Source organism: Vibrio comitans (assembly GCA_024346835.1).
In the GTDB taxonomy this organism is placed as follows: domain Bacteria; phylum Pseudomonadota; class Gammaproteobacteria; order Enterobacterales; family Vibrionaceae; genus Vibrio; species Vibrio comitans.
Genome location: AP024866.1, coordinates 2,908,606 through 2,933,641 on the forward strand (window position 1 = coordinate 2,908,606; position 25,036 = coordinate 2,933,641).

Sequence of the window (25,036 nt, forward strand, 5' to 3'; positions counted from 1 at the left end):
TAGCGTAGAAAAGAAAGCGCTTTCAAAAATTCTAAAAGGGCCTGAAACATGGAACACAATACTCTACAAGACGTGGATGGAAAGTTCGTCAATCTTGATGGTGAACGCTACTACAAGATATCCAATGTCTATCATATGAACCCATTTTTTATCAGCGTTGTTTCTGCAAGTGATCACTGGCTGTTCATCTCTTCTACAGGAAGTCTTTCTGCAGGTCGCATTCGCCCTGAGAATGCATTATTCCCATATAAGTCAGTAGATTACATCCATGAAAGCGCCGAAAATACCGGCGCAAAATCAATCTTTAAAGTGAAAACTAGCTCAGGTGTTTCACTATGGGAACCGTTCAACACCTTCCATGACGGCCTTTATCAAGTAGAACGTAACCTCTACAAAAACAGCATTGGCGATAAAATTATATTCGAAGAGATCAACCACTCTTTGAAACTGCAATTCCAATACAGCTGGAACACCAGTGAACAGTTTGGCTTTATCCGCCAATCACAGTTAACCGATCTTTCTGGAGATAACCGTGAGATTGAGTTACTTGATGGCCTGCAAAACCTATTACCACCAGGTGCTCCTCTAGGTGCCTTGCAAACAAGAAGTGCTTTAGTTGATGCTTACAAATGGAATGAGCGCCAGCAAGGTTCTCCTCTAGCCCTGTACACCATGTATGCCAAACTTAGCGACCGCGCCGATCCTGCGGAATCGCTACTTGCAACTACCGTCTTCAGCCTTGATGACGACGCAAGCCAGATCTTACTGACCAGCTCGCAAATAGCAGCATTCAGAAAAGGATTGCCCGTTCAAGACGAGACCCTAACTAAGGGGCAGCGTGGTAGCTACCTAATCCATAAAACAATTCAGCTACAAGGCAACCAGACAAATTCTTGGATTATCGCCGCTGACATCGACAAGAGTCATAGCGACATTACTGCACTGAACGCTCAAATTGCAGTGCCTAACGACATCCGAAAACAAGTGCTTTCTAGCATCGAAGACAATCAAAAAGAATTAGTGTCTTTGATGTCTGGCGCCGATGCATGGCAGTTAACTGCTGAAGAAAACACCTCTGTTCACCACTACGCTAACGTACTGTTCAACAACATGCGTGGTGGCGTAATCGAAAACAACTACACCTTGGATAAAGCAGACGTGGTGAAGACCATGCGTAACGCTAACCAAGCTGTGGTAGCAAAACATCAAGGCTTCTTTGCTGAGCTTGCAGATAGCTTCACTCATGCAGAGCTAGTCTCTTTGGCTAAACAAACCGACGATCAACAGCTTGTTCGTCTTGCCTATGAGTACCTACCACTAACATTTGGTCGTCGCCATGGTGACCCTAGTCGCCCTTGGAACCATTACGAAATCAAACTAAAAGACGAGCATGGCGATCGCCTACTGTCCTACCAAGGTAACTGGCGTGACATCTTCCAAAACTGGGAAGCAATGGCTCTTAGCTACCCTGGTTTTATTAAATCATTCATCGCTAAGTTCGTTAACGCATCGACCGTTGATGGCTTCAACCCTTACCGCATCACTAAAGATGGTATTGATTGGGAACTTCTTGATCCTGAAGATGAGTGGAGCAACATCGGCTACTGGGGTGACCATCAGATCATCTACTTACTGAAGTTCTTAGAGTTGGCTGATAAGTTTGAGCATGATGAGTTGATCGCACTGCTAAATACAGAGATGTACAGCTACGCCAACGTGCCTTATGAAATTTGCGATGTAGATGGATTGTTTGCAAACCCGAAAGACACGGTTAATTTTAACGATGAGAAGCAATCACTTATCGAGCGTAAAGTTGCAGAGCTAGGCAGTGATGGCAAGTTAGTTCTAAACAGCGACGACTCTGTTTACATGGTTAACCTACTAGAAAAGATCTTGGTTCCTCTCCTTTCTAAGCTGAGTAACCTAGTGCTTGATGGTGGTATCTGGCTAAACACTCAACGTCCAGAGTGGAACGATGCCAACAACGCTATCGTGGGTAACGGATTATCTATGGTTACGCTTTACTACATGCGTCGATATGTTTCTTTCATGCAACAGATGCTTGCTGAAGCACCTCAATACACGCAACTATCGACTCAAGTACGTGATTGGATGGTGGCAATTGAAGCTATTTTAGCGGACGCTGAAGCCTCTATTACCGCTGGTGAGGTGACTCCTAAACTAAGATACGATGTTCTTGTTTCACTCGCGCAAGCAGCAGCAGATTATCGCAACACTGTGTATCCTACAGGCAGCTTTGGTAGCAAAGAAACCGTAGATACCGCAGAGATAAGCAAGCTACTAAACGTAAGCTTAACGGTTCTAGATAAGAGTATTCACAACAACCTTCGTGAAGATGGCCTATACAACGCTTACAACATTATCTCGTACGCAAAAGATAGCGTGACAGTAGAAGAGTTGTATCCAATGCTAGAAGGTCAAGTAGCGGTGTTAAGCTCTGGTTTACTCGAGCCTCAAGAAACCAAGCAGTTATTAGACAAGCTATACGCTAGCGAAATGTATCGCCAAGACCAGAAGAGCTTTATGCTTTACCCTGATCGTGACTTGACGCCATTCATGGAGAAAAACCAAGTCACCAAACAGCAAATTGCAGGCTCAAGCCTTCTGAACTCAATGGTAGAAAAAGGCGATAAACGTCTTGTTCAACAAAGCACGGCCGACCATTTCCACTTTAATGCTAGTTTTGAAAATCGTGACTACCTAAATGCCGCAATCAGTAGCATCAAATGTGACTACCCAGAAGCCACAGAAGCACAATGGCAAGAGATCAATGCCCTTTACGAGCAGGTCTTCAACCATAAAGCCTTCACTGGTCGCTCGGGTACCATGTTCGGTTATGAAGGTTTGGGTTGTATCTATTGGCACATGGTGTCCAAACTACTATTAGCGGTTCAAGAGAACTACTCTATTGCGCTAGAACAAGATGCCGATAGCGAAGTGACCAAAGCCCTTGCTGACTACTACTACCGCGTACGTGAAGGTATTGGCTTTAACAAAACAGCAAGTAACTATGGTGCCTTCCCTACTGACCCATACTCGCACACACCTAAGCAAGCAGGTGCTCAGCAGCCGGGTATGACAGGGCAAGTAAAAGAAGAAATCATTACTCGTTTTGTAGAGCTTGGTATTCAAGTGAAAGAGGGGGCTATTCAATTAAACCCTTCACTACTTAACAGCAGTGAGTTTTTGAATGAAGCGGTTACCTTTAGCTACCTTGATATTCAAGGCGAAGCCAAAGAGATCCCTCTAGCGGTGGGCCAACTGGCATTCACCTACTGCCAAGTACCATTTGTGTACCAAGTAGCATCTGAAAATGAAACCTCTGTTGAGGTATGCTTTGCAGATGGATCAGTAGTCACCATGCCAAACAACGGCCTAACAGCCGAAGTATGCCAAGAACTATTTAGTCGCTCAGGAAAAGTCACTCAAGTGCGTTGCCTCGTGGCTCAGTCAGCTCTTCGTAGCTAATAACTACCATTGAAAAACAAAGGCCTCAGCAAAATGCTGAGGCCTTTTAGTTTACTATGATCCAATTGCTTATTAGCTTGAAGATAGCTCCGAACTAAAACTAGAAAAAACGGTTGGTAGCAACGGATTTTCGAGCTCAATCTGTCTGCGAGATAGCAAATCCATATCCGTGACCGTCTCACCATAATGCTTATCAAACAATGATCTCAAAGCACCACTGCGACGGCTTCGTTGCAAGCCACTATTTATCTCGCTAGCGAGCTGCTCTTTTTCAGGATGCACATAGAAAACCAATGGAAACGGATAGTAAAGCATCATGGATGGCTCAATAACTAACCCTTCAAATTGCTCAGCAAATTCATGATAAATCGCCTGCACCTCATTCGCCCCAAGCGCGACATAATCGCATAGGCCCAATTGCAGGTCAGCAAAGATGGTATCTAGAGAGCCCTGTTCAAAGACTTGGTAGCCATTGCTACGAAATAAATCAGCATCAGCCCAAGTTGCAGGAATCCCCGCCTTCAAAGCTTTTAAATTATCTTCAGAGATATCCGAAAATTTAGCGATATCTTGACGACGAATAATCAGGATTCGATGGCCAAGCAACCCCATGCACAAGGGCTGATTAACGGGTAAAAAGGTATGTTGATCAAACTTAGTATTGCCAGCAACAGTTACCAGCGCATCCGCACCCAAATTGAAGATATTACCTTCATCTTTAGCATCAGGGTAATCCGTTAAGTCATTAGCGACTTCAGCGGTACCTAAAGCAAGTTTCAGCACCTCAAACTCATGTTCCTGTCGAGAAGGTGACTTATTTCCATTCCAAAAACTAACCATTTCTGTTTCCAAACAATAATTATTATTTTGTTCAATTATTGCAAAAGAAAGCGCTTTCTTATGTGATCTATAAGGAGTATCAAAGACTTAATCTAAGAACCCTTTTCATATGCCAAAAGCGCATAAAAATGAAATGTAAGATTGCACTACAAAACTATTGATCATTTTTTGAACAATGGCAGAATGCACGTCCGCGCAAGAAGTGGTTGTTAGAGGTATTTGGCGATGATGTTATTTATGTATTCAATGTTGGCTGTATCGAGCATGAGCCTAGCAGTTCGTTTAGCACTGAAAAAGCCCGTTGTCGTTGAAGACAAAGCAACTCTAGAGATCAAATCATACCTAAAAGAAACGAGTCATTGGGCAGATGAAGCTCGCAATGCACAACGCAGCTACCAAAGACTACACGCTGAATATATGCAAAAAGCTGCGGATTTTGAACGCCTTAGCCCTGCGCAAAAAAATGCAAATCGTGTTGCCCTTAACGAACTTAAGCAACACGTTGAACAAAGAAGATTGAGAGTGCAAAAAGCGCAAACGCGTTATCAAGAGTTGGCCTACTAGATAGGCCAACCGTAGTTGTTTAGAAAAGCTTAAACATTCTGTCCAGCAACGTAACCCGAACTCCAGCACCAACAGAAATTAAAGCCTCCAAGCCATCCAGTAACATCCATAACCTCGCCAATGAAATACAAGCCCGAATGTGTTTTACATTCCATGGTTTTAGACGAAAGATGGTTGGTATCTACACCACCTAGTGTAACTTCCGCAGTGCGATAGCCTTCAGTTCCATTGGGAACAATCTGCCAGCCTTCTAGTGCATCAATCACTTGGTCATACTCTTTGTGATTCAACTGCTTTAGAGGTTTATCTGCCAACTGCTTACGCTCAATCAACACCTCAATTAAGCGCTTTGGTAGCACCTTAGATAGAGTGTTTTTTAGAGACTGATTTGGATGTTTCTCTCGGTTCTGCGCCAGTAGTTCAGCAACATCAGCCTCAGGCACTAAGTTGACGGTGACCTTTTGCCCTGCACGCCAATATGACGATATCTGCAGTACTGATGGTCCAGAGAGTCCTCTATGAGTAAACAACAACGCTTCTTTGAATACAGTGCCATCTTCCGCGGTAAGCTCCGCTGGAATCGCAATACCTGATAGCTCACTAAAATCAAGCTTGTCTTGTTTGTGCAGAGTGAATGGCACTAGACCTGCAGTCGTTGGAACCACATCCAAGCCAAATTGTTCGGCAATCTGATAACCAAAAGGGGTCGCCCCAAGTTTAGGCATTGATAACCCACCAGTCGCAACCACTAATGATTCACAGCTGATCGCTTTACCATTGGCAAGCAGTGTATAGCCAGACTCTGTTTTCTCGATATTACTTACTGCTACCTGGTATTGGAACTGCACATACTGCGAGTCACACTCATCAAGTAGCATCTTTACAATTTGCTTCGCAGAATCCACGCAAAACAGCTGACCATGCTCGCGTTCTTCAAATTCGATGCCGTGCTTACTCACCATAGAGATGAAGTCCCAATTGGTGTATTGCGACAATGCCGACTTCACAAAATGTGGATTACGACAGATGAAGTTGGAAGGAGAAACATCGTAGTTACTAAAGTTGCAACGACCGCCGCCTGAGATGAGAATCTTACGCCCTGGTTTTTTAGCATGATCAACCACCAGTACTCGCCTAGCTCGCTTGCCTGCTTCAGCGGCACACATCAGGCCTGCAGCACCAGCACCAATAATCACGACATCAAAGTGTTCACTCATTTTCTACATCTCGGGAGTTCATACAAAAAGGGCATGCGAAAACCGCATACCCTTACAAAGGCGCACATTCTACCCAGATGCGGGGTAGAGATACAAACAAGATTAATAATTAAACGCTGAAAGCGGCCACTAAAGTGACAAAAAGCAATGCGCAGCTGAGAATGAAAAGCTCTCTAACCTTGTCGCACTTATCAACAAACACCGGATCATGATGCTGAGAGTATTCTTTGCTCTTGAGGTAATGGAAAAGTCTGAACTGCTTGACGACATTACCTTGAGTAGTGAAGAACCCTCGGCCATCGACTTGCTGGTAGAGTAAAGGGTGCGCTTCGCGCATCACAAAGATAAGTGCCCTTAATGTACTGATGTAACGCATACAATTGACCGCTGTTACGATCATAAGCGCAAAAATAATCAAATCCCCACTGATCATCTCTATTCCTCCCTACACTCTCTAGGAAATGGCAAGACAACCAGTGTGAATCAGTTGTTTAGTCGAGTACGGATAAGTTACTCAGCTGCCACATCCATGATAGAGGTTGAACCTTCTTTAGCCATCATTGCTAGGTCTTTATCAATGAAGAACAGCGCTTGGCCATTTTCACCAACCAACTCTAGCTTGTCTAAAATCCCTTTAAACAATTTCTCTTCTTCGTGTTGCTCTGCCACATACCACTGTAAGAAATTGAACGTTGAGTAGTCTTGGCTTGTGAAAGCCACGTGAGCAAGCTTATTGATCTTTTCAGTGATCATGCACTCATGCTCGTAGGTCTCACGGAAAACCTCTCCAAGGCTCGCAAATTCATGCTTTGGCGCATCTATTGCACCTAGAATTGGCATAGCTCCCGTCTCACTCACATAAGTGAATAAGCGTTGCATATGCTCCATTTCTTCGGTGGCATGTTTGCGCATAAACTCTGCGGCACCCTCGAAACCTTTGTCTTCACACCAAGCACTCATTTGTAAGTATAGATTGGATGAGAAAAATTCTAGGTTTATTTGTGCGTTTAAATTTTCAACCATCTGTTGCGACAGCATAAGACGTTCCTCTTCTTATTAGCTCTAATGTCATTCAGCCAATGTACCACCTGGCTATAGTGTCTAAATTAACAGACTTTGCCCTAAATCAAAATTCTCTTTCTTTTGTTAGTCGAATACTTCAACTTAAGATCACTTCAGCAAAAATTATGTCCCGCCCTGCTAGAATAAAATTAAGGATACATTCTCTATTGCCCGAAATAAGGAGCCTATCATGAGCTATAAACATATCGTTGTTGCCCTAGACTTAGGGGATCATAGTGAGTATTTAGCTAATCGAGCAGCCAAGCTTGCCAAAGCTCTTGATGCTGAGCTTTCTTTTATTCATATCGACGTTAACTATAGCGAAGTCTACACTGGGCTGATCGAAGTTAATTTAGTTGATAGTCAGACTGCGACCACCAGGCTTTCCACTCAGAAGCTTCAAGATTTGAGTGACAAACTCGATTATCCAGTAAGTAACACCCTGGTGGGACGTGGTGATCTGGTAGAGGAACTCTCAGATGCGATAAAAGAAAGAGGGTTTGATTTGGTTGTCTGTGGGCACCATCATGACTTCTGGGGCAAGTTACTTTCCAACACTCGCCACATGATCCATGATATGCCTATCGACCTATTGGTCGTGCCGCTTCAAGATTAGTTGTGGTTTAGATCTAGATTTAATGAAGGTGATTTGAGGCTGCACGAATAGAGGTTGCCTCAACCACCTCATTGAGGTGTGCATCAAGCTTACTTCTCTTCTTAGTGAGCTTTTTCTCTTTGCGTAAAATTTTGTTCAGCTTCTTGTGCATTTTTTCCTGCTTCTTCAACATTTTACGCTGTTTGCTAAGTTGCTTCTTGAGTTGCTTATTGCTCAATTGATATTGCACGCCTTCATCCGTAGTAGCGTCTTGCTCCGCGCTTTCAGCGACTTCGATTTGTGGCTTAATCGACTTTTTCTTTGCCGATTTATTTTTTGCCGACGAAATTTCTGTAATCGTGTTGGTTGCCTTAGCTTCAGCTAACAACACGCAATCATCAACGGCTGGCTCTAAAATAGGCCCTGCAATCTTATTACGACAGGCTTGAGGTGGGATCGGGCTAGGCTTGCACAGGTTTTCCCCACTACCCGCTACGCGAGCGCAAGAGCGACACACAAATTTTGGTTCAGCCACAATAGAGTAGATAGCACCCAAGCTGCCCTCTATCGTTCGGCGATTAAATTTGCACATCTTTTTAGTCATAAAGCCTCGTCACCCAAATGCAATTAATAATGATTATTACTTACATATAGCGATTTCACGGCAGTAATTCAACTCTTTATTTTTGACCTTTTGCTAAGTCATTGAAGACAAGACATAAACATCAAAACGATTTTTCTTGGTTTCGATGGCCATGCTCGGTTTCTTCTCATTTAGCCAGTTGGCATAGTCAGGCCTTTTCACTATCACTCGCTTAGTAGCAAGCTCCAACGCGGGTTCTAGAAGACCATCAGCATCTTGATCTGGACCTACCAAAGTTTGAAACACGCGCATCTCTTTTTTGATTTGTGCAGTTTTCTTCTTGTTTTCTGGGTGTGGATACATAGGGTCAAGATAAATGACATCAGGCCGCTGGAAAGCATTGTCCTCAGCTAGTTGAGACAATGCATCTAGGCTCGAAGCATGCAATAGCGACATGCGCTCGCTAACCCAACCTCCGATTTCAGGATCTAGCTTTGCTCTAGATAGGCCATCATCAAGCAGAGCCGCAACCACTGGGTTACGCTCTATCATCTGCACCATACAACCTAAAGAGGCCAGTACAAATGCATCACGACCAAGACCAGCAGTAGCGTCTAGCACACACGGTGTAGCGCCCTTGTTAAGGCCAGCAGCTTTTGCAATAGATTGCCCTTTACCGCCACCGAATTTACGGCGATGTGCCACAGCGCCACCCGCGAAGTCGACGAAGATTGACCCTAACTTTGGCTCATCCAGCTTCTTTAGTTCTAGACGCTCACCCAACTGCAAGGCAAACTGACTATCAGGATCATGTTGCAAGCCCCAGCGCTCCGCTAATGCTTGGATCTGTAATTGTTTATCTTCGGACTGCGCTAGAAGTTGAATCTGCAACGTCATCTCTCTAAAGTTTAGGGGCCTGTCGACCGATTAGGATATCCATTAGTTTACCGCATTCTTGTTCTCTGTGTCTCTTAAGGAACCCCAATGAACCAAAGCCCTATGCTCGACCAACTTGATAAAGATATCTTAAAAACGCTGATGGAGGACGCACGCACACCCTATGCAGAAATGGGTAAGCGATTTAATGTTAGCCCTGCCACCATCCACGTTCGAATTGAAAAGATGAGAGCAGCTGAGGTCATTGAGGGCACAGAGGTTATCGTCAACACCAAAAAGCTTGGCTATGACGTATGTTGTTTTATCGGCATCAACTTGAATGCGGCTAAGGACTACCACTCCGCGTTGGAAAAGCTCAATGCACTAGACGAAGTTGTCGAAGCCTATTACACCACTGGCGCCTATAGTATCTTTGTTAAACTCATGTGCCGCTCGATTGAAGAGTTGCAGCATGTGCTGATCAACAAATTGCAGGCCATTGACGAGGTGCAATCTACAGAAACCCTTATCTCGCTACAAAACCCAATAAACCGCAACGTGAACCCATAAAAAAAGCCACCTCAATTTGAGATGGCTTACAAAGAGCTAGAGGAAATTAAGCCTCAATACCCGCATGTCTTAGCAAGGCATCAATTTGAGGTTCACGACCACGGAAGCGTTTGAATAGCTCCATAGGCTCCTCACTACCGCCCATCTCTAAGATGTTGTTCAGGAAGCTTTGTCCTGTCTCTTTGTTGAAGATGCCTTCATCTTCAAAGCGAGAGTACGCATCTGCAGACAGCACTTCTGCCCACAGGTAGCTGTAATAGCCCGCACTGTAACCACCAGCAAAGATATGACTAAATGCATGCGAGAAGCGGTTCCACTCTAGGCTTGGTAATACCGCCACCTTTTGCTTAACCTCTGCCAAGGTTTCAAGCACTCGCGCGCCAATATCAGGATCAAACTCAGTGTGTAGAGTAAAATCAAACAATCCAAACTCAAGTTGGCGCAGAATAAACATCGCCGATTGGAAGTTCTTAGCCGCCAGCATCTTATCTAGCATTTCTTTTGGAAGGGGCTCACCCGTTTCATAGTGACCAGAGATAAACGACAGCGCCTCTTCTTCCCAGCACCAGTTCTCTAGGAACTGACTTGGCAGCTCAACCGCATCCCATGGCACGCCATTGATGCCAGACACAGACGAAATATCAATCTGAGTTAGCATGTGGTGAATGCCGTGGCCAAACTCATGGAATAGCGTCGTCACTTCGTTGTGGGTAAACAGTGCAGGTTTATCCCCTATAGGCTTGTTAAAGTTACAAGTAAGGTAGGCGACAGGGGTTTGCAGTTCACCTGATGATGTTGTGCGACGCACGCGACACTCATCCATCCAAGCACCACCGCGCTTATGCTCACGGGCATATAGGTCTAAGTAGAAACTGCCTCGCAGCTCACCCTCTTTGGTCAGAATATCAAAGAAGCGCACCGATTCGTGCCAAACGTCCACGCCTTGTCGTTCTTTAACTTGCATTCCAAACACACGCTCTAATACCTCAAACAGGCCTGAGACGACTTTATTTTCTGGGAAGTAAGGGCGCAGGTCTTCATCTGAAATACTGAACAGGTTTTGCTTTTGTTTTTCGCTGTAGTAGGCGATATCCCAAAGATTTAGTTCTGTAACACCAAATTCTTTTTCGGCAAATTGGCGCAGTTCTTCTACTTCTTTCTCACCTTGAGGCTTAGCCTTGCTAGCAAGATCATTCAAGAATCCAAGTACCTGATCGGTCGTCTCTGCCATTTTAGTGGCAAGTGAGCGTTCACTATAGGTTGAGAAACCTAGCATACGAGCGATCTCGTGGCGCAGCTTTAACTGCTCAGCAATAATTTCGGTGTTGTCCCACTTACCTGCATTAGGTCCACGATCTGATGCGCGAGTATTGTAAGACTCGTACATCTCTTTACGCAGTTCTTGATTGTCGCAATAAGTTAATACTGGAACGTAAGAAGGGATATCGAGTGTAAGTAGGTAGCCTTCAAGCTCTTTTGCTTGTGCTGCCGCTTTTGCTGCTTCCAATGCCGACTCTGGCATACCAGCAAGCTCGTTTACGTCTTCAATGTGCTTACTCCACCCCATAGTGGCATCAAGTACATTGTTAGAAAACTTAGAGCCTAACTCAGATAGACGCTTACTGATCTCACCGTAGCGATGTTGCTCATCAGCAGGAAGACCGATGCCCGACAGCTCAAAGTCGCGCAATGCATCTTTAATGGTTTTCTTCTTAGCTTGGCTTAGTCCTTCAAAGCTTGAGTCTGCCTTGATCGCTTTGTAAGCCTCATAAAGACCCTTGTGCTGGCCTAGCCATGTGCCGTACTCAGATAAAAGCGGCAAGCAGCTCTCGTAAGCTTCACGAAGCTCCTCGCTGTTTGCTACTGAGTTCAAATGACTCACTGGTGACCAAAGGCGTGAAAGAACCGAGTCCACCTCATCCAATGGCATGCAGACGTTTTCCCAACTTGGGTTATCGTTGTCTTTAAGAACTTCGTCTACCTGGTGTCGGCAATCCGCAATTGCCTTTTCCACAGCAGGTTTAACGTGCTCTGGCTTAATCTCGGAGAAATGCGGTAAATCCGTAATATTGAGAAGCGGGTTAGACATAGAGGGTCCCTTTTATTTTCGTCTTATAAGAGTTTACATAGTGACGACTTATGCAATTTTCAATAGTCGAGTATAATGTGGATTAGTCCCATCACATACTCACTTGGGGAGTCACCTTGCTCAGCTACCGTCACAGTTTTCATGCTGGAAATCATGCAGATGTGGTTAAACACATCGTACAAAGTCTTATACTTGACGCCTTAAAGCAGAAAGACAAGCCTTTTGTCTATCACGACACCCATTCAGGTGTTGGCCGCTACGATCTAACCCATGAGTGGTCAGAAAAAACAGGTGAATATAAACAAGGCATCGCTAAGCTTTGGCAACAAGCCGACTTGCCTGATGAACTAGAAAGCTACCTTGATTCAATTCGCACCCTCAATGAAGGTGATGAGCTGAGATACTACCCTGGTTCTCCGCGTGTTGCTCGAGCTCAGCTTCGCCGTGGTGATCGCATGGTGCTAACCGAATTGCACCCGAGCGACTTTCCGCTGCTAGAGCAAGAATTCCACCGCGACCGCCAAGTTAAGATTTTTAAAGAAGATGGCTTCGCTCGCTTAAAGGGTAGCTTACCGCCAAAAGAGCGTCGTGGCTTAGTACTTATCGATCCTCCGTACGAGCTCGCAAAAGAATATCGCGATGTTGTACAAGCTATCGCACAAAGTTATAAGCGTTGGGCAACAGGTATTTACGCAATCTGGTACCCTGTAGTCAATCGCTACGATATCGACGATATGTTGAAGGGCTTACAAGGCCTTGGCATTCGCAAAATATTACAAATCGAAATGGGTGTATCACCAGATACCAACGAAAGAGGCATGACAGCGTCTGGTATGATCGTTGTCAATCCGCCCTGGAAGCTTGAAAGCCAGATGCAAGCCATCTTGCCGGTATTGCAACAAGCGATTGCACCCGCAACAGGACATTTTAAGGTTGAATGGGTTGTACCCGAATAAATTCACCCAATATAACTAAAAAGACTACAAGGATTTTGGAGAACTCAATGGCAACTCATTTTGACTACATCTGTATTGGTGGCGGTAGTGGCGGTATTGCATCGGCAAACCGTGCTGCTATGTATGGCGCGAAGGTCGCTCTTATCGAAGCAAAAGACCTTGGTGGCACCTGTGTAAACGTTGGCTGTGTGCCAAAAAAAGTTATGTGGCATGGCGCGCAAGTTGCTGAAGCCATTAACCTTTACGCAGAAGACTATGGCTTTGATGTAGACCTGAAAGACTTTCAATGGTCAAAGCTTGTAGAAAATCGCCAAGCTTACATTGGTCGTATCCACCAATCATATGACCGTGTTCTAGGTAACAACAAAGTTAATGTTATCAAGGGTTTTGCAAAATTTGTTGACGAGAAGACGGTTGAAGTTGATGGCGAGCAGTACACCGCTGATCACATTCTAATTGCCGTGGGTGGTCGTCCAACTATCCCTAACATCCCTGGTGCTGAGTATGGTATCGACTCTAATGGTTTCTTCGACCTAGAAGCACAGCCTAAGCGCGTTGCCGTAGTTGGCGCAGGCTACATTGCCGTTGAAATCGCAGGCGTACTGAGCGCTCTCGGCACGCAAACGGATCTGTTTGTACGCAAAGAGTCTCCTCTACGTAGTTTCGATCCTATGATCATCGAAACGCTTACCGAGGTAATGGCCGCAGAAGGCCCTACGCTACATACTCACTCTGTACCAAAAGAAGTGGTAAAAGAAGCAGATGGCAGCCTAACCCTGCACCTAGAGAACGGCAACACCCACAATGTGGACGAGCTAATCTGGGCTATCGGTCGCCACCCAGCGACGGATGCTATCAACCTAAGCAACACTGGCGTTGCAACCAACGACCGTGGCTACATCAAGGTTGATGAGTACCAAGCAACTAACGTGAAAGGCATCTACTGTGTTGGTGACATCATGGAAGGTGGCATTGAGCTAACGCCTGTTGCGGTTAAAGCGGGTCGTCAACTATCTGAGCGTCTATTTAACAACAAGACCGACGCAAAAATGGACTACGACCTAGTTCCAACCGTAGTCTTCAGCCACCCACCAATTGGTACTATTGGTCTGACTGAGCAACAAGCTATTGAGCAGTACGGCGAAGACAAGGTGAAGGTTTATACCTCTGGCTTTACCGCTATGTACACGGCAGTAACCAAGCACCGCCAGCCATGCAAAATGAAGCTTGTATGTGCGGGCGACAACGAGAAAGTCGTTGGTCTTCACGGCATCGGTTTCACCGTTGATGAGATGATTCAAGGCTTTGCTGTAGCAATGAAAATGGGCGCAACTAAGGCAGATTTCGATTCTGTCGTAGCTATCCACCCTACGGGCTCAGAAGAGTTCGTTACCATGAGATAATTGCTGTTCGCAGCAAGGTGAAAAAGGATGGCTATGCCATCCTTTTTTTATTTCTCAACTTCACGAATAAAAGATTTTTCAAAACCGGTCACGGTCCGAAGCTGCGTAACTTCAAGGTTTACCTGTTCGAAGTCGTCATAAGGTCCAATCAAACAGCGTCGCCCTTTTGACTCAGCTTTATTCCAGATAGAAGCCGACACATTGGGATAAATTACATTCACTTGATCTATGGTGAGCTCTTCTGGGAAAAAACCACACTGTATCCAAAAAGTCGATTTATCATATTGTGGTTTTGTTTTTCCCCACAAAGAAACGCCTATCGGACACTCTTCTCCCAACAGGGCTGGTTTATCAAAAGACTCTTGGGTCGCCGAACACAAGAAGTTGCCACCCTGAGCATTAACGGAAGCAAATAGCCAAACAAACATTGAAAATACTAGGGGTAACTTTATTAGCTTCATTTTGCTTATAACCCTCTAATTATATTAAAAATAGTCACTTCGAAAGACTAGTTGAGTGTTGAGTTATTCGCCAATAATTAGCACTCTGTTGCGTATGACCTTGTTCTAAGACAATAAAAAAAACGCCTGATGAAATCTCATCAGGCGTTCAGGACTTGCTCGAAGCGACTTTAATAAACTCTTGTAGATTTTCGGATTACACAAAATTGTTATAATGTTAAACCTAGTGTTTCAATGATGTCACTGTTCCAGGTCACACATGCTGAGCCGTTATTAGAATGTTCATACTCGAAGAGAGTGCTTTTATCATCGCTTACACCTCTAATAATAGCTCTACTTAAATCTGCATTTGTCCGATCAACTGCCGAGTATGTGACTAAGTATGCTCCATCTTGCTCGTATATGCTTGAGCAAATATCACTGTAGATACCACCATCATATTGCCAAACTACATCCGCAGACATAGTTGATTCGTCTATCACCCACTTCATCCCCAAGCTTGATGAAAGTTTATCACCTACAGGCGCCGAGTCCGGCTGATTAAAGCTAGCTTGACCATTGTTAAAGAGCATTAAAGTATCATCGACAAGAGACAAAGCATGCTCACCCATTGGCTTGATGTCACTAGAAAACAGAGACAATGCTAGTAAAGAAGGAAATGTTGCCCAGTACTTTGTTTCATCACCTAAAATCCAAATAATCTCTTTCGTGTCGTAATCCACTTTAATAACAAAGTTTTCTCTACTAGAAGCAATTATTGAATTATCACTTGGGTCATAAATTGCCGAGTTCATGTGAAACCAGTCTATCCCATCACGGACGAAGCTCGATGGATCATCACCATTCTCCAGCATAAAATTACTTATTATTTCACCAAAATCCCACTCATTTATTAGTACACCATTTTCATCAACCTCAATTAAGATGGCTTCGATAATATAAACACTGTTCTTTGTCGCGTTTATATTTAGCAGGTAACCCTCTTTCCCCCAAGTAATTTCATGATGAGGGCTTATAGCTTCAAGATTTTCGGCTACAATATCCGTTTCCTTTACTCTACCATCCAAAAACAGAGTGACTAAACTTTCACCGCTATGAATAACAAAACGATCAGAATCGAATAGAGCCGTCAAATAATTTGGGTCAGGATCTTTGTATAACTCAGTATTACCTACCCACCTAATGTTTCCTTCAATATCCATAATCACTGGACCCTGGTCTGTCCTGTTTTCTAGATAAAAGTAACTGTAAGTTACGTCTTCTCGATTGAGTTCTTGATTGACCAAAATTTTATTAAATATGTTGTTTGTATCGATATATTCCCCAGTTTGAACTTGTAACGACTCACTTAAAAAAGAGTTATCTGTGAACGATATTTCAACATCAATGGTATTCAGGGCGTTTTCATACATACCCCATATCGGCAACTTCAATCCCAGATCACTGTAGTCAGTTGAATCCAAATCATAAGTTACAGATATCGGTTCGGTTACAGAACCCTGCCTAGGTTGAACCTCAAACTTTATCGAAGATACTTGGGCTGTAGGGATATCAACTTGAAGAGATGAAATAAAAACGGAGGATGCTTCGTCTATTTCTGTTATTTTCAGCTGTTCACGAACAGTATCCGCTATAGATTGGACTTGATTATCACTATCATTACAACCAACAAACAACCCACACAAAATCAAAACAAAACCACTTTTTATACTCACTGTGACCTCCATGTCACGCAACAAACATAACCCTTACATGATAACAAAATATCAACACATGTATCTCTTCACAAACATCTAAAAACAAAAAAAAGCTACCGAAGTAGCTTTTTGAGTCAAAAAAACAGACTTGGTGTTAACCCTTATATAATTTCGGGTTAAATACATCACGTAGCCAGTCACCTAAAAGGTTGATAACCAATACTAAGGTAACAAGAACGATACCTGGGAAGGCTGTAATCCACCATGCACCCGAGAAGATGTAGTTAAAGCCAGTACTAATCAATGCGCCTAGTGAGGGTTGGTCAACAGGTAGACCTAAACCAAGGAACGACAGCGCCGCCTCAGACATGATTGCATTAGCAATCTGTACCGTTGAGATAACCAAAATAGGTGACAGACAGTTAGGAAGAATGTGACGGAACATGATGCGAGGCGCTTTAAAGCCCATCACACGTGCTGCTTCTACGTATTCTTTCTTCTTCTCAGCCAACACTGATGCACGAATGGTACGCGCATACTGTGGCCATTCAGCAACACCAATGATAACCACCAGCATGACTACCGCATATTCGCTATAGAAGGCACTACCAAAGCTTGCTTTAAAGATAGCGGATACGATGATTGCTACCATCATGGTTGAGAACGAAAGCTGAATATCCGCAAAGCGCATCAAGAAGCTATCAATACGACCACCGAAGTAACCCGCTGATAGACCAATTACGATACCCAGAATTAACTGTAAGCCTACTGCTAGGAAACCAATGGTGAGTGACAGTCGAGAGCCGTACAAGATAGTTGAGAAGATATCACGACCTTGCTCATCAGTACCCAATACAAAGTTGGACTCACCACCCTCCATCCATGACGGAGGAAGCTCAGCATCCATGATATCGATAGACATCAAATCATAAGGGTCTGACGGCGCAATGATCGGTGCTGCCAGTGCAGAGACCAAGAAGCACGCGAAGACGAAAGCACTGAACATAGCTACTTTGTCGCGCAGGAAATAATAAACGATATCCGAGTTTTTAAAACGCTCCCAACGGCCCGGAGCTTGTGTTGTCTGTTCCATGATTATGCTCCTTTACCAGTAATGTTTACGGTTGGGTTAATTAAGCCGTATAGCAAGTCAACAATGGTGTTAGTGACCACGAAAATCAGACCTACGAAGATAACGTAAGCAGTGATCAGCGGTGTATCTACACGGTTGATTGCCTCAAGGAACAAAAATCCTGTACCTGGCCATTGGAATACAGTCTCGGTAAGAATGGTGTAGGCCACCATAGTACCAATCTGTACACCACCTACCGTCAATACCGGTAAAAGGGTATTTTTCAGTGCGTGTTGATAATGAATTTTCTTCAGTGGTAGGCCTTTTGCCTTACCAAATTTGATGTATTCCGAACCAAGCACTTCTAGCATTTCAGAGCGCACCAGACGGATGAACAGTGGAAGCATGATAGAAGCCAAGGAAATACATGGCAGTATCAAGTGCTGCAGGCCATCTTTAGTAAAGAAGCCAGACTCCCATCCGAGTACATTTGCAGTATCGCCCCGCCCATAGGAAGGCAGCCACCCTAAGGTGATAGAGAATATGTACATCAGCATGATTGCTGTTAGGAATACAGGTATAGAAATACCCACCGAGCTCATCGCCATGACGACCTTGGTAAAGAAACTTTTAGGATTTATAGCGGAATAAACGCCAAGCGGAATCGACAACACGACAATAATTAGTGTGGCACCAAATACGAGCTCTAAGGTCGCAACCAGCTTGTCCAAGATAACGTCCACAGCTGGACGCTTAAAGAAATATGATGTACCTAAATCACCCTGCACTGCTGCAGTGATAAAACGAGTATATTTAGTTACAAACGGGTCATTCAGACCTAGATCATCACGCAGCGCCTGACGCTCCGCTTCAGATACTGACTGACCGACTAATTCACGTAAGGGATCACCAAGATTATCTTGGATAGCAAACGCCACCAAACTGATCACAAACATCACTACCAGTGCCTGATATAGGCGCTTGACTAGAAACGAAAACATTCCTTTGCCCCTTTCTTCCAATCTATCAACTTTTCAGCCTTAAAAATGGTACCTGACCCGACTGAAACAAGGCCAGGCACCGAAAACCGCATTACTGCGCTTTTAAAAGCGTTGCTCGTGGGCAACAGAGGCACACCGATTATTTCTAATGGGTGCCTTTATTCGTATTGCTACTTCTTACTTAACAACTAGGTCGCCAAAGTAAGGGAAGTTCATTGCGTTTACGATTGGTTTGATCTCAACGTTAGACTTTGCGCCCCACGCTAGGTTCTGCCAGTGTAGAGGTACGTATGCAGCATCATCGTAAAGAGTCTTCTCTACTTGTTGCAGCATTTGTGCACGTTTCGCTGGATCAGTTTCTACGTTAGCCGCTTCAACTAGCTTGTCCATTTCTGGGTTAGAATAGTGACCACAGTTGTACTGACCTTTACCTGTCTCTTCGTTACGAGTCATAGTCAGGAATTCAGAGAAGTTCGCTGAATCTTCAGTATCTGCGTGCCAGCCAATCATTAGCATGTCTGCAGCACACTTATCAAACTCAGGCCAGTATTGCGCTTTAGGCATAGTCTTCAGGTCAACACGAATGCCGATTTTAGCTAGCATTGCCGCCGCTGCTTGAGCGATTTTCGCATCGTTCACGTAACGGTTGTTTGGTGCGATCATAGTTAGAGAGAAGCCATCTTCGTAGCCTGCTTCTTTCATTAGCTCTTTCGCTTTCTTCAGATCGTAACGAGGCTTCAGGTCTGCGTCATAGCCCGCGTAACCTTCAGGACCTTGCTGACCTGCAGTAGTTGCAAAGCCTTTCATGATTTTCTGTGCGATGCCGTCGTTATTGATTGCGTATACGATAGCTTGACGAACACGAACGTCTTTAAGTGCAGGGTTGCTCTCTTGGTTCATTTGGAACGAAATTAAACGCGTACCAGGAAGAGTAACTAGATCAACATCTTTCGCTGACTCAACACGCTGATGGTCGTTAGGAGAAACTGGAGCGATCATGTCTACGCCACCAGAAAGTAGAGCTGCAACACGCGTTGCGTCTTCTTTGATTGGCACTAGAGTTAGGTTTTCAACATTACCCTTTGACTCTGTATCCCAGTAGCCGTCGAAGCGTTTGAAGTCTACCTTCACGCCTTGCTCGCGAGCAGTAACGATGAATGGACCCGTACCTGAAACGTTAGTAGAAGCAAAAGAGTTACCGTGCTTCACGATCTCAGACTTATCTTTACCGTCTTCAGTTGTACCAGTGTAGAACTTGCTATCCATTGGGAAAATGTAAGTCGCCGTTTGTAGAACTAGCGGGAAAGCGCCTTTGGATACAAGGTCAAATGTGTAATCGTCAACTTTAACAACCTTGTCAAACGGTGCGAAGATTGCTTTGAAGTCTGGAGAATCTTTCAAACGGTCGAAAGTCCAAACTACATCGTCAGCAGTTAATGTGTTACCTGAGTGGAATTTAACGCCTTGGCGTAGTGTGAAACGCATTGTTGTATCGTTAACACGCTCCCACTTAGTTGCTAAGCGAGGTTCAAACGACAGATCCTGCTTATAACGTACCAATGGATCGAATACCATGTGCGACAATTGAAGCGTACCACCAGATAGTTGCTCTTGTGGATCTAGAGATACTGGGTCAGCATCGTAAGCAACTTTGATGTCGGCAGCGGCAGCGCCAAAAGCAAGGCCAGCGGCTGCAAGTGCTACAGCCAATTTGGTCTTAATGGTTTTCATTGCATATCTCCTTCATGCGGGATGGAATCCCTGTTGTGTTTGCAGTGTATTTTGCTCAGTGAGCTTATTGCTTAGTTCCCTAAGCTAATTCTTTATCTTCCACTATGCCTTCGCGCAAACCCTTGAACTCTGGCATCAGTGAAACTAAATGTTGGCTGTACTCATGTTGCGGAGACTTAAACAGCTGTTCAGTCGGTGCAACCTCTAACAGAGTACCTTTTTGCATCACGCCAATACGGTCACACATCTGACGAATAACCGGTAAATCGTGACTGATAAATAGCATGGTTAGATTCAATTCATCCTGAAGGTCTTTCAGGAGGTTTAGAATCTGAGCCTGCACTGAAACGTCCAGTGCCGATGTTGGCTCATCACAAATCAATAAACGAGGGCGTGTCGCCAAAGCGCGTGCAATTGAAATACGCTGACGCTGACCACCTGAGAATTCGTGTGGATATTTGACTGCAGCCATACGACCTAAGCCTACATGGTCAAGTAGGTCATTAACGATCTGACGAGTTTCATTCTCGTTTGCTGTCAGTTTGTGGAAGCGAATAGGCTCAGCGATGATATCGAAGATCTTCATACGCGGATTCATCGATGTATATGGATTTTGGAACACCATCTGCATCTGACGGCGCATTGGACGGCGCTCTTTTTCGCTCTTGAGGCCAGTAAGGTCTATACCTTCAAAGGTCACCTTGCCTGCATCAGGCGCATAAAGACCGGCAATAACGCGTGCTATGGTCGATTTACCTGAACCAGACTCGCCTACTAGGCCAAAGGTTTCACCTTCAAAGACCTCAAAGCTGACATTGTTAGATGCCTGCACGTATTCTCTGCGACTTTCAAATAAAGAATCTTTAGTGATGAAACGTAGGTCTACGTTTTCAACATTCAGCAATGGACCTGTGTACTCACGCTCGTCTTGGCTTTGACCTAACCAGTGATTCTTTACATCTAAAGGCTGATGCTCAGCGGCTTCTTCGATGTAGCTTACCAATGGGAATCGATCTAACTTCACGTCAGAGCGAGGAACAGCTGAAATTAAGCTACGAGTATAAGAATGTTCAGGTTCTCCCAACACCTTACTAGTAGGGCCGAACTCTACCAGGTCACCGCGATACATTACGGCTACGCGATCCGTCACATTTGATACAACCCCCATATCGTGAGTTACCAGCATACAGCCTACATTTTGCTGAATGCACAGGTCACGAATCAGGGTTAGGATTTGGTCTTGAATTGATACGTCCAACGCCGTGGTTGGCTCATCTGCAATGATAAGATCGGGTTCACCTGCAAGGGCTATTGCGATAACGACACGCTGACGCATACCACCAGAAAACTGATGCGGATATTGCTTCAAACGGTTTTCAGGCTGCGGGATACCCACCTTGTTCATCAGATCCAAAGAGCGTTTATACGCCTCTTCATCAGAAACCTTCATATTGGCATGAATAGTTTCTTTGAGCTGCTGCTCAACGGTGAACAAAGGGTTCAATGACGTCATTGGGTCTTGAAAGATAAACCCTATCTTTGAACCGCGCACCTTACGCATCTGCTCTGGAGATAAACCAGAGACTTTTTCTCCATCAAGGAAAACTTCGCCACCAGCAATCACACCTGGAGGACTTAAAAGATCAATAACGGCATTACCGACTGTGGATTTACCCGCGCCAGATTCACCAACAACGCCGACGATTTCGCCGCGCTCAATATTGAAAGAAAGAGATTTTACTGCTGCGTGAACACCGTGTCTTGACGGGTACTCAATGCGAAGGTTTTTTACTTCTAATAACGACATTACCAGACCTCTACTGCTGGACAGTTTTCTGCCTTGTCTGCAAATTGAATCCATTCGAAATGAACGTGACTGATTTGATATCCAGTCTGCGCCTTCTAGCGGCGTCTTCGTCCAAAACACAACGATAAATATTGTGTTCGATGCACAATTTGGCAAAAAAGACACACAAAAGCAACATTTAAAGGATAAAAGTTGGCTTTACTGCTGAATAAAAGATGAACTGATGCATGAGTAGACAATATGGGTGAATAAAAAGTCAAACCAAGGTATAGGGGGAGGACGCAAGCAACTCTTCCTCCTTGCTAGCAAAGGGATCTTGAGTGTAAGTCCTTACACAGCAAGGATCTAATAGCAAATACTACGCATTTTTATGCTTAGATAATTCAAGAACCTTTACAGTATAAAAGCCGTAAATAACCGAGATAAGCAACCATAAACACCAGGAATATCACATTAATGATGTATTTAATACCAATTGGTCGCATATAAATAGCACGATAGTAACTTTAAGCCATATCGGAATGTTAAAAAATTATGAACAAAAAAGGCTCCACTATAGGAGCCTTTAAAATCGTCGAAGAAGGTGTCGATTAAATCAGTTGTGAGAGCAGATATTCGGCTCATTGACTCTGAATTTATCGTTATCTAAAAGGATTTTTTCTCTAGATACAAAAAAATCTAAAATTGAATCAAAATCGAAGCCTTCTTTGCTGCAAGTACGAAATTGAGTCTGTTCGCCAAACTCAGATACAACCCACTGGTGCAATTCTGCTTTCGACATTGGTTGCTCTCGAAGCTGATTCAATATTTTATGTGCATGTACGGACATACTGGACTCCTAAATTTTAAAATCAGACTTTACCGAGTGAGAAAAGAAAGACATTGTTACAAGTCAAAGTACATCCTGTCATTTATAGATGTACACTAAATTCCGCCCAATTGGCGTAGTAGAATAAAGCGGCTGCCAATGTAAGAAGGGTCATTAATGCAATAGCGACTCCCCAAATAAAGCGTCCACTGCGTGGAGTAAGCTCTTTCTCACATTCATTACATGCCTGAAGAAATTGTTTACGATCTTCTAATTTAAAGCCATCTTCATGAAGCATTTTATTGCGGATCGTGGCGACATAGCGCAGTTTCGCAATAACATCATGAGGCAAGCGCTCTTCACTGTCTGTGATGAGTTGATGAAGGCCTCGCCCACTCGCATGAAAGCGCGTGCGTAAAAGCCCCTCTATACGCCGAGTGCGTGTTACCACTTGATCAATATCGGACATATCCATACTCCCGTCCAAATGTCTGCTTATGCAGAAGATTCCGTCCATGAACCTTCTCTTAGCCATTTTTTACTATTCTGTGATTAAAATCGAGCAAGTTGGCTAATTATTGAACCTAAATCAAGTTTAGCAGGATTAAACCACTCGTCTCTCTATAAATCAGACCTTTATGGCCTATTCCGGTTCAGCATCGTTATGTGATCCAAGCGCCAATTTTGTGATATCTCTTACATCTAGATCACGCAATATCACTAATTGTTCATCTATCGAGCAACGGAAGGCTACACTTTTTCACCAATAGACTTCAAGGGTGATCCTATGCCAACTTCTCTGTTCTTTTTGGTTGCAATTCTTGTTGCCACTGCCGCTGTCGCATTCAAATATGTGTTTAGTAAACACGTGCAAGGGATTGGTGCACCTGAACAAAAAGCCAAGGTCACCATCATTGATAAACAAGCAGTGGATTTACCGGATGCGCAACCGGGTGAAGAAGATAAGGAATACTGGATCTACGTTCAAAAAGGACGCTTTGGTCCAAAACGAGAGTTTCAAGTGGGTATCCATTATTACCACGCACTACTGCCAGGACATCAAGGTGAGTTAACCTACCAAGGTGATAAGTTCATGCACTTTGCGATGAAGAGGTAACAACGATTAGAGCTTAACTTCATAAGCATCAAGTTAAGCTCATCTGCGTTCTATCTTAAGGCAGTAACCACGCTGTTTTACTTGAGCGAGAGACCAACCAACTCACAAATAACGACGCCCCACCACTGATTACAATCCAAAGCGGAATCACCCACCCAGGATGCCCTTGGTACCAACCGAACTCTTTCATTGGCCAAAGGAAGATAGGATGCAAAATGTAGATGCCCAAACTATGGGTGCTGATAAAGCCAACGACCTTGTTTGCCCCTGCCGAAAGCCCTTCACCAAAATAACGACACACCATAAACACCATACTTGCAGCTAACACAGTATTCAGTGTTTTGTAGGATAGCCAACGTCCAAAGGCATACTTGTCCGCCTCCATACTCAGATGCACAACCTGATAGATAGTCGCTGCAAATGCCGCTAAACCCAGCAGCACAAAGAGACTGACATTAGCCTTAGTCAAAGGGACTTTTTGGTAAAGGATATAACCTAACGGTAGCAAACCAGAATAGAGCCACATTTGACTACTCCATATTCCATCAATGCGGAACAAGAATAGAGCTGTGGTAAACAACCAGAGTCCCGTTAGAGCATACAGAGCTTTATCATCATAACGACGGACAAATATCTGCAAGAACGGAATCACAAAATAAAGTGGGATGAAGTAGTAAAAGAAGCCTAAGTGATAATAGGTCGCGTGATCTAATCCCTCAATCAGCACCTTCTGCGTATTGTTGGCATCAAAACCACTCGCGCTCCAACCAGACAGGTAGGCATAGAAAATAGACCAAATAATAAATGGAATCAGCACCTTACCAAGACGGCGCTTTACATAATACTTGAAATCAAAAGGCCTGCGGTCGCTCAGCATTAAAGCGCCAGAGATCAGGATAAATACGGGAACGGCCCAACGACTGATACTGTTTATGCTGATTGCTGTAAACCACTCATCAAATGGAATTACACCATACTGATGTCGATACGGAGCCAACACATGTATCGCGATCACGGCAATAGCAGCCACGCATCGAGCGAGATCGAAAAACAGTACCCTTTGTCTCATTTGAACCTATTCCTTTATTTATGCTACTG

At 44.2% G+C, this 25,036-nt stretch carries 23 protein-coding genes; 7 read left to right on the forward strand and 16 right to left on the reverse strand.

Features of this window, described 5'->3' with window-relative positions; all coding sequences use genetic code 11:
* Positions 1 to 48: 48 nt before the first annotated feature.
* On the forward strand, positions 49 to 3,489 hold the full coding sequence (locus OCU46_RS13400; protein ID WP_141271697.1) for a hypothetical protein: 3,441 nt from the start codon (positions 49 to 51) through the stop codon (positions 3,487 to 3,489).
* Between the two features lie 72 nt (positions 3,490 to 3,561).
* On the opposite strand, the gene OCU46_RS13405 is transcribed toward OCU46_RS13400, so the two are convergent.
* Entirely contained in the window at positions 3,562 to 4,329 is a 768-nt protein-coding gene (locus tag OCU46_RS13405; protein WP_141271696.1) for an amino acid ABC transporter substrate-binding protein, read from the reverse strand.
* Positions 4,330 to 4,554: 225 nt separating this feature from the next.
* Here OCU46_RS13405 and OCU46_RS13410 point away from each other — a divergent pair, with 225 nt between their 5' ends.
* Positions 4,555 to 4,893, forward strand: coding sequence for a hypothetical protein (locus tag OCU46_RS13410; RefSeq protein WP_141271695.1), 339 nt, complete (start codon positions 4,555 to 4,557; stop codon positions 4,891 to 4,893).
* Between the two features lie 29 nt (positions 4,894 to 4,922).
* On the opposite strand, the gene OCU46_RS13415 is transcribed toward OCU46_RS13410, so the two are convergent.
* The 3 genes from OCU46_RS13415 to ftnA all read right to left on the reverse strand — a co-directional run bounded on the left by OCU46_RS13415 (position 4,923) and on the right by ftnA (position 7,148).
* Positions 4,923 to 6,110 carry a BaiN/RdsA family NAD(P)/FAD-dependent oxidoreductase gene (locus OCU46_RS13415; protein WP_141271694.1) on the reverse strand — a complete coding sequence of 396 codons (1,188 nt, stop codon included), beginning with the start codon at positions 6,108 to 6,110 and terminating at the stop codon, positions 4,923 to 4,925.
* A gap of 109 nt (positions 6,111 to 6,219) precedes the next feature.
* Positions 6,220 to 6,543: a universal stress protein UspB gene (uspB, locus tag OCU46_RS13420; protein WP_017029319.1), complete on the reverse strand. Its 324-nt coding sequence runs from the start codon at positions 6,541 to 6,543 to the stop codon at positions 6,220 to 6,222.
* Positions 6,544 to 6,620: 77 nt separating this feature from the next.
* Entirely contained in the window at positions 6,621 to 7,148 is a 528-nt protein-coding gene (gene ftnA / locus OCU46_RS13425; protein WP_141271693.1) for a non-heme ferritin, read from the reverse strand.
* 214 nt (positions 7,149 to 7,362) lie between these two features.
* Here ftnA and OCU46_RS13430 point away from each other — a divergent pair, with 214 nt between their 5' ends.
* Positions 7,363 to 7,788 (forward strand): universal stress protein, encoded by a 426-nt coding sequence (locus OCU46_RS13430; RefSeq protein ID WP_141271692.1) that lies wholly within the window; start codon positions 7,363 to 7,365, stop codon positions 7,786 to 7,788.
* Between the two features lie 19 nt (positions 7,789 to 7,807).
* Here the strand turns inward: OCU46_RS13430 and OCU46_RS13435 are convergent, their stop codons facing one another.
* Both OCU46_RS13435 and OCU46_RS13440 read right to left on the reverse strand, forming a co-directional pair.
* Positions 7,808 to 8,371, reverse strand: a complete 564-nt coding sequence (locus OCU46_RS13435) for a hypothetical protein (protein WP_244311415.1) — start codon at positions 8,369 to 8,371, stop codon at positions 7,808 to 7,810.
* 93 nt (positions 8,372 to 8,464) lie between these two features.
* Entirely contained in the window at positions 8,465 to 9,247 is a 783-nt protein-coding gene (locus tag OCU46_RS13440; RefSeq protein WP_371858841.1) for a class I SAM-dependent methyltransferase, read from the reverse strand.
* Positions 9,248 to 9,334: 87 nt separating this feature from the next.
* Here OCU46_RS13440 and asnC point away from each other — a divergent pair, with 87 nt between their 5' ends.
* Positions 9,335 to 9,796, forward strand: coding sequence for a transcriptional regulator AsnC (gene asnC / locus OCU46_RS13445; protein WP_102334648.1), 462 nt, complete (start codon positions 9,335 to 9,337; stop codon positions 9,794 to 9,796).
* Positions 9,797 to 9,842: 46 nt separating this feature from the next.
* Here the strand turns inward: asnC and prlC are convergent, their stop codons facing one another.
* The gene (gene prlC / locus OCU46_RS13450; RefSeq protein WP_141271690.1) at positions 9,843 to 11,885 is read right to left on the reverse strand and encodes an oligopeptidase A; all 2,043 of its coding nucleotides are present in this window, start codon (positions 11,883 to 11,885) and stop codon (positions 9,843 to 9,845) included.
* A gap of 116 nt (positions 11,886 to 12,001) precedes the next feature.
* On the opposite strand from prlC, the gene OCU46_RS13455 reads away from it, so the two are divergent.
* Complete coding sequence (locus OCU46_RS13455; protein ID WP_141271689.1) at positions 12,002 to 12,841, forward strand: 23S rRNA (adenine(2030)-N(6))-methyltransferase RlmJ; 840 nt, start codon at positions 12,002 to 12,004, stop codon at positions 12,839 to 12,841.
* A 47-nt stretch (positions 12,842 to 12,888) separates the two neighbouring features.
* The gene (gene gorA, locus OCU46_RS13460) at positions 12,889 to 14,244 is read left to right on the forward strand and encodes a glutathione-disulfide reductase (RefSeq protein ID WP_141271688.1); all 1,356 of its coding nucleotides are present in this window, start codon (positions 12,889 to 12,891) and stop codon (positions 14,242 to 14,244) included.
* A 47-nt stretch (positions 14,245 to 14,291) separates the two neighbouring features.
* Here gorA and OCU46_RS13465 read toward each other — a convergent pair whose 3' ends face one another.
* The 8 genes from OCU46_RS13465 to OCU46_RS13500 all read right to left on the reverse strand — a co-directional run bounded on the left by OCU46_RS13465 (position 14,292) and on the right by OCU46_RS13500 (position 23,290).
* Entirely contained in the window at positions 14,292 to 14,672 is a 381-nt protein-coding gene (locus tag OCU46_RS13465) for a hypothetical protein (RefSeq protein WP_337972448.1), read from the reverse strand.
* A 242-nt stretch (positions 14,673 to 14,914) separates the two neighbouring features.
* Positions 14,915 to 16,420 (reverse strand): aryl-sulfate sulfotransferase, encoded by a 1,506-nt coding sequence (locus tag OCU46_RS13470; RefSeq protein WP_167495396.1) that lies wholly within the window; start codon positions 16,418 to 16,420, stop codon positions 14,915 to 14,917.
* Positions 16,421 to 16,556: 136 nt separating this feature from the next.
* Entirely contained in the window at positions 16,557 to 17,495 is a 939-nt protein-coding gene (locus OCU46_RS13475) for an ABC transporter permease (protein ID WP_141271685.1), read from the reverse strand.
* A 2-nt stretch (positions 17,496 to 17,497) separates the two neighbouring features.
* Positions 17,498 to 18,475: an ABC transporter permease gene (locus OCU46_RS13480; protein ID WP_141271684.1), complete on the reverse strand. Its 978-nt coding sequence runs from the start codon at positions 18,473 to 18,475 to the stop codon at positions 17,498 to 17,500.
* Positions 18,476 to 18,652: 177 nt separating this feature from the next.
* Complete coding sequence (locus OCU46_RS13485) at positions 18,653 to 20,206, reverse strand: ABC transporter substrate-binding protein (RefSeq protein ID WP_141271683.1); 1,554 nt, start codon at positions 20,204 to 20,206, stop codon at positions 18,653 to 18,655.
* 79 nt (positions 20,207 to 20,285) lie between these two features.
* Positions 20,286 to 22,013, reverse strand: coding sequence for a dipeptide ABC transporter ATP-binding protein (locus tag OCU46_RS13490; RefSeq protein ID WP_141271682.1), 1,728 nt, complete (start codon positions 22,011 to 22,013; stop codon positions 20,286 to 20,288).
* 595 nt (positions 22,014 to 22,608) lie between these two features.
* Positions 22,609 to 22,842, reverse strand: a complete 234-nt coding sequence (locus OCU46_RS13495) for a YecH family metal-binding protein (protein WP_141271681.1) — start codon at positions 22,840 to 22,842, stop codon at positions 22,609 to 22,611.
* Between the two features lie 82 nt (positions 22,843 to 22,924).
* Positions 22,925 to 23,290, reverse strand: coding sequence for a hypothetical protein (locus tag OCU46_RS13500; RefSeq protein ID WP_050988793.1), 366 nt, complete (start codon positions 23,288 to 23,290; stop codon positions 22,925 to 22,927).
* A gap of 318 nt (positions 23,291 to 23,608) precedes the next feature.
* Here OCU46_RS13500 and OCU46_RS13505 point away from each other — a divergent pair, with 318 nt between their 5' ends.
* The gene (locus OCU46_RS13505; protein WP_141271680.1) at positions 23,609 to 23,938 is read left to right on the forward strand and encodes a DUF2500 domain-containing protein; all 330 of its coding nucleotides are present in this window, start codon (positions 23,609 to 23,611) and stop codon (positions 23,936 to 23,938) included.
* A 55-nt stretch (positions 23,939 to 23,993) separates the two neighbouring features.
* On the opposite strand, the gene OCU46_RS13510 is transcribed toward OCU46_RS13505, so the two are convergent.
* Positions 23,994 to 25,007, reverse strand: a complete 1,014-nt coding sequence (locus tag OCU46_RS13510) for an acyltransferase (protein WP_141271679.1) — start codon at positions 25,005 to 25,007, stop codon at positions 23,994 to 23,996.
* Positions 25,008 to 25,036: the final 29 nt, after the last annotated feature.

Bases quoted from the DNA above. Each gene is read 5' to 3' on its own strand.
- OCU46_RS13400 (WP_141271697.1), top strand. From the start codon at position 49: ATGGAACACAATACTCTACAAGACGTGGATGGAAAGTTCGTCAATCTT.
- OCU46_RS13405 (WP_141271696.1), bottom strand. From the start codon at position 4,329: ATGGTTAGTTTTTGGAATGGAAATAAGTCACCTTCTCGACAGGAACAT.
- OCU46_RS13410 (WP_141271695.1), top strand. From the start codon at position 4,555: ATGATGTTATTTATGTATTCAATGTTGGCTGTATCGAGCATGAGCCTA.
- OCU46_RS13415 (WP_141271694.1), bottom strand. From the start codon at position 6,110: ATGAGTGAACACTTTGATGTCGTGATTATTGGTGCTGGTGCTGCAGGC.
- uspB (WP_017029319.1), bottom strand. From the start codon at position 6,543: ATGATCAGTGGGGATTTGATTATTTTTGCGCTTATGATCGTAACAGCG.
- ftnA (WP_141271693.1), bottom strand. From the start codon at position 7,148: ATGCTGTCGCAACAGATGGTTGAAAATTTAAACGCACAAATAAACCTA.
- OCU46_RS13430 (WP_141271692.1), top strand. From the start codon at position 7,363: ATGAGCTATAAACATATCGTTGTTGCCCTAGACTTAGGGGATCATAGT.
- OCU46_RS13435 (WP_244311415.1), bottom strand. From the start codon at position 8,371: ATGACTAAAAAGATGTGCAAATTTAATCGCCGAACGATAGAGGGCAGC.
- OCU46_RS13440 (WP_371858841.1), bottom strand. From the start codon at position 9,247: ATGACGTTGCAGATTCAACTTCTAGCGCAGTCCGAAGATAAACAATTA.
- asnC (WP_102334648.1), top strand. From the start codon at position 9,335: ATGAACCAAAGCCCTATGCTCGACCAACTTGATAAAGATATCTTAAAA.
- prlC (WP_141271690.1), bottom strand. From the start codon at position 11,885: ATGTCTAACCCGCTTCTCAATATTACGGATTTACCGCATTTCTCCGAG.
- gorA (WP_141271688.1), top strand. From the start codon at position 12,889: ATGGCAACTCATTTTGACTACATCTGTATTGGTGGCGGTAGTGGCGGT.
- OCU46_RS13465 (WP_337972448.1), bottom strand. From the start codon at position 14,672: ATGTTTGTTTGGCTATTTGCTTCCGTTAATGCTCAGGGTGGCAACTTC.
- OCU46_RS13475 (WP_141271685.1), bottom strand. From the start codon at position 17,495: ATGGAACAGACAACACAAGCTCCGGGCCGTTGGGAGCGTTTTAAAAAC.
- OCU46_RS13480 (WP_141271684.1), bottom strand. From the start codon at position 18,475: ATGTTTTCGTTTCTAGTCAAGCGCCTATATCAGGCACTGGTAGTGATG.
- OCU46_RS13485 (WP_141271683.1), bottom strand. From the start codon at position 20,206: ATGAAAACCATTAAGACCAAATTGGCTGTAGCACTTGCAGCCGCTGGC.
- OCU46_RS13490 (WP_141271682.1), bottom strand. From the start codon at position 22,013: ATGTCGTTATTAGAAGTAAAAAACCTTCGCATTGAGTACCCGTCAAGA.
- OCU46_RS13495 (WP_141271681.1), bottom strand. From the start codon at position 22,842: ATGTCCGTACATGCACATAAAATATTGAATCAGCTTCGAGAGCAACCA.
- OCU46_RS13500 (WP_050988793.1), bottom strand. From the start codon at position 23,290: ATGTCCGATATTGATCAAGTGGTAACACGCACTCGGCGTATAGAGGGG.
- OCU46_RS13505 (WP_141271680.1), top strand. From the start codon at position 23,609: ATGCCAACTTCTCTGTTCTTTTTGGTTGCAATTCTTGTTGCCACTGCC.
- OCU46_RS13510 (WP_141271679.1), bottom strand. From the start codon at position 25,007: ATGAGACAAAGGGTACTGTTTTTCGATCTCGCTCGATGCGTGGCTGCT.